At 58.9% G+C, this 4,291-nt stretch carries 4 protein-coding genes; 3 read left to right on the forward strand and 1 reads right to left on the reverse strand.

The features are described 5' to 3' along the window. A partial coding sequence (locus ACEW8J_RS07800) for a molybdopterin-dependent oxidoreductase (RefSeq protein WP_373491076.1) occupies positions 1-1,526 on the reverse strand: 1,526 nt, incomplete at its 3' end. 225 nt (positions 1,527-1,751) lie between these two features. On the opposite strand from ACEW8J_RS07800, the gene ACEW8J_RS07805 reads away from it, so the two are divergent. The 3 genes from ACEW8J_RS07805 to ACEW8J_RS07815 form a co-directional block, all read left to right on the forward strand. Then, the gene (locus ACEW8J_RS07805; protein WP_373491077.1) at positions 1,752-2,618 is read left to right on the forward strand and encodes a TraB/GumN family protein; all 867 of its coding nucleotides are present in this window, start codon (positions 1,752-1,754) and stop codon (positions 2,616-2,618) included. Between the two features lie 52 nt (positions 2,619-2,670). Next, entirely contained in the window at positions 2,671-3,585 is a 915-nt protein-coding gene (locus ACEW8J_RS07810) for a TraB/GumN family protein (RefSeq protein WP_373491078.1), read from the forward strand. A 22-nt stretch (positions 3,586-3,607) separates the two neighbouring features. Next, positions 3,608-4,291, forward strand: a 684-nt coding sequence (locus ACEW8J_RS07815; RefSeq protein ID WP_373491079.1) for an acyl-CoA thioesterase, incomplete at its 3' end; no start/stop codon positions are given.

Raw genomic sequence — 4,291 nt, forward strand, 5'->3', positions numbered from 1 at the left:
GTCAGGCCAGCGGGCGAGCTTTGCAGCATGCCGTCGAGCACATCGCGCGGCTCGCGGATATTGGGGACATCCTGGCCGTCCTGCGCCAATATTTCCCGCGCCAGTTCGGCGATGATTTCCCAGTCGGTCTTCTCGCCGTCCTGCAGCGGGAAAATCGCCGGCGAGTAGCTGGCATAGTTGCGGATCGCCAGCGGCCCGAAGAAGAAGGGATAATGGTCCTTCTCGAGCGGGCCGCAGGGCGGCAATATATAGTCGGCGTGGCGGCTGGTCTCGGTGACATACATGTCGAAGGAGACCATCAGGTCCAATGTTTCGAGCGCCCGGTCGAGCTTGGCGCCGTCGGGCGAAGACAGGACGGGATTGCCGGTGACGACGAACAGCGAACGGATGCGATCGGCATCGTCGCGCAGCATTTCGTCGGCGAAGGTGACCATCGGCAGTTCGCTCATCACCGAAGGCATTGGTCCGCGCACCGTCTCGGCGGTGCGCACCGATCCCCGGCCGACCAGGTTGATCGTGTCGAGCGCCGGTTCCGGGACCATCGTGCCGCCGACGCGGTCGAGATTGCCGGCAGCGATATTGATGATCTGGATCAGCCACTGGTTGAGCGTGCCATATTCGCAGACCGAGACCCCCATCCGGCCGTAAATGGCAGCGGGCTGGTCGGCGGCGAGAGCGGCCGCCATGTCCTGCATGGTCGCGACAGGAATGCCGCAATGGGCGGCGAGCTGGTCCCTGTCAAAGCCGGCGATCGCCGGTTCGATCGTGGCCCAGCTGCCATCCAGTAACCCGTCCAGCCGGGAGGTGTCGGCCAGCCCGGCATCGAAAATACTCTTCAATATCCCGATCAACAGCGCCGTATCGGTCCCCGGCTTGACGAAATGATGCGCGTCGGCGAGCCTGGCGGTTTCGGTCCGGCGCGGGTCGATGACGACCAGCTTGCCGTCACGCGCCTGCATCTCCTTCACCCGCTTCTTGAAATCGGGCACGGTCCAGATACTGCCGTTGGACGCCGCCGGATTGCCGCCGATGATCAGCAGATACTGGCAGCGATCGATATCGGGCACGGCGGCGAGGCTGACATGGCCATACATATGATATTGCACGACATGATGCGGGATCTGGTCGAGGGTCGAGGCGGAATAGATGTTTTTCAGCCCGATGGCGCGGCGCAACTGACCGATCTGGGTGGAAATGCCGTAATCATGCGCGCTGGGATTACCCATATACATGGCGGGTTTCGCCCCCTGCCCCTTGAGATCGAACAGCCGCCCGGCAATTTCCGAAAAGGCCTGTTCCCAGCCGATCTCCTGCCACTGGCCGTCGACCTTTTTCACCGGCTTGTGCAAACGATCGGGATCATCCTGCAGGTCGGCGATCGCGGTGCCCTTGGGACAGATATGGCCGCGGCTCAGCACATGATCGGGATTGCCCCTGATCGACAGGATCTCGCGACCCTCGACCTCGACCAGCAGGCCGCAATTGGCTTCGCAGATATGGCAGGTGCGGGCATGAATCGTGCGCATCGGAATACTCCTTTATTTAATCATTCGGTTAACAGATTTGAACGAGGGTCGCCAGTGTCACCTGAATCTGGTTGAAAATTTGCTGGGCATTTGGCGTCAATTGTTCAATGAAACCCATCAACCTCTTGTCGGAGCATTATCTTCATGCCGCGTAACTGGCTTTTCAGCGCCTTACTTCTTCCGCTTTATCTCTGTTTCACCGCCTGCGCGGCAAGCACGGATAGTATGGCCAGCGCGCCCGCCGATGCCGTTACCCGCCCGGCTGAGGGTCCCGCCACGATGCCGGAGGATGCCGACCCCGCTCTCTGGGTGATCCGGGATGAGGACACGACCATCTATCTGTTCGGTACCGTCCATATCCTGAAACCCGGCATGACCTGGTTCGATGAAGCGGTGAAGGACAGTTTTGATGCATCGGAAGAACTGGTCATCGAAATGATCAAGCCTGACCCGGCGGAGATGATGAAGATTGTCAATGAACTGGCGATCGACAAGACCGGGGTTTCGCTGCGCGACAAACTGACCGAGGAAGACCGGGCCGCCTATGAAGCGGCTTTGACCCGGCTCAATTTGCCGGTTGCCGCGTTCGATCCGCTTGATCCCTGGTTCGCCAGCGTCAATATTTCGCTGATCCCTCTGATGCGCAGCGGATATGCCGCTGATCAGGGCGCCGAGACCGAATTGCTGGCCCAGGCAGCAGCGCGGCAGATGACAATCACCGGGCTGGAAACACCGGAGCAGCAGCTCGGATTTTTCGACAATCTGCCCGAAGAGGTCCAGATCAATTTTCTCAATTTTACCGTCGCTACGATTGACGAAGCTGCCGAAGGCATGGACCAGATGGTCATCGAATGGGCCAATGCCAATGTCGATGCGCTGGGTGAACTGATGAACGCCGGACTGGAAGACCGGATTCTGTACGAGACCTTGCTGGTCAATCGCAATATCACCTGGGCCGATTGGGTCGAGCAGCGGATGGAGCAGCCTGGCACGATCTTTCTGGCGGTCGGGGCTGGCCATCTTGCCGGAGACAGCAGCCTGCAGGCGATTCTCGCACAAAAGGGGCTGGTTGCGGAACGGATCGAATATTGAACATTCTCACCATCGGGCTTTCTTTTCCCGGCGATAACCCCAAATAGGATCCATGCGAATCACCACAACCCTGCTATCCTTACTGGCGTCCTTGCTGCTCAGCGCGTGCAACAATGCGCCAGACCCCGTGTCGCTGAATACGGTCAAGGTCGGGACTCCTGCTCTGTGGAAGGTCACCGGTACCCAGCCCGGACAGGTGGGCACCGCCTATATGTTCGGTACGATCCACATTCTTCCGGACGACGTCGAATGGCGCACGCCCGTCCTGGAGGCAGCAATCGCCGATTCGGACAAGCTGGTGATCGAAGTGCTGGGACTGGATGACCCGCAGAATGCCGCCAAGATATTTTCCCGCCTGGCGGTTTCGCCGGGGCAGGAAAAACTGGACACGCGGATCGATCCATCGCTGCACGCTGACCTGGATCGGATCATCGATTCAGCCAATATTTCCGAACGCACGCTCAATCGCATGGAAAGCTGGGCTGCGGCGCTGTCGCTGGCATCCGCACAGACCCAGAGTCTCGGCCTCGATTCGAGCGGCGGAGTCGAAAAAAAGCTGACCGATCAGTTTGCAAAGGCCGGGAAACCGATCGAGGCACTGGAAACCATCGAACTGCAACTGGGCTATTTCGACAAGCTGCCGGAAGCACAGCAACGCCAGATGCTGACCAGCGTGATCGAAGAATCAAGCAATTCCCAGCAAGAGTTCGAACAATTGTTCAACGCCTGGATCACCGGCGATATCGAGCATATCGTCACGTTGACCGATTCAGGCATATTGACCGACCCCAAGACCCGCGAATATCTTCTGGTCCGCCGCAACGCGGACTGGGCGGAGCAACTTGACAAGCGGCTGCAAAATCCGGGCACATCATTGATAGCAGTGGGCACTGCCCATCTCGCCGGGCCCGATGCGGTTCAGGCAACACTGGCAAAACGCGGCTACAAGGTCGAAAAAATCCAGTAGGTTTCACTATTCAGGGCAATACATGACATATATATTTGATCGCGAAACCGCGTTGATCGCGCAGGACGACGGAACATTCACGATAGAGGCGAGCGATGTCTATCGCAATCCGACCGGCATGGCCTTTGGTGGGTGGGTGGCAGCGATTGCCGCTCAGGCGGTTGAAATACATCCGGAACGCCGCGGTCCGCTGGTTTCGCAGCAGATCATATTCATGACCGGTGTTGGTCCTGGTGAGGTCACGCTGTCGGTCCGATTGTTGCGGGCTGGCGCCTCTACCCAGTTCTGGCGCGTCGAACTGTCGCAAAATGGCGCGATGACCAATGCCGCCGATATCGTCACCAGCACCCGCCGTCCGACCGATATCGACTATCAGGTCGAAATGCCGAAGGCAAAATCGCCATCCGATTCCATCGCCCTGCCCTCGGTCAATCCGATGGCCCCCAAATGGGTCACCCATTATGACCAGCGTATCGCCAAGGGCATGCCCTTTGCCGTCAACAAATCCCCCGAAGCCATTGTCTGGATCAGGGAAGCGGACGGCAGGCCGGTCGACCGGGTCAGCCTTTTCTCGATACTGGACACGCCGATGCCCCGGACATTCTTCGTCACCGAACAATTTCGTCCCGGTTCCACGGTGACGATGGCGACCTATATTTACGCAAGCGACGAAGATCTGGCGGCTGCGGGGAGCGATTTCATGATG

Source organism: Parasphingorhabdus sp. (genome assembly GCF_041748495.1).
In the GTDB taxonomy this organism is placed as follows: domain Bacteria; phylum Pseudomonadota; class Alphaproteobacteria; order Sphingomonadales; family Sphingomonadaceae; genus Parasphingorhabdus.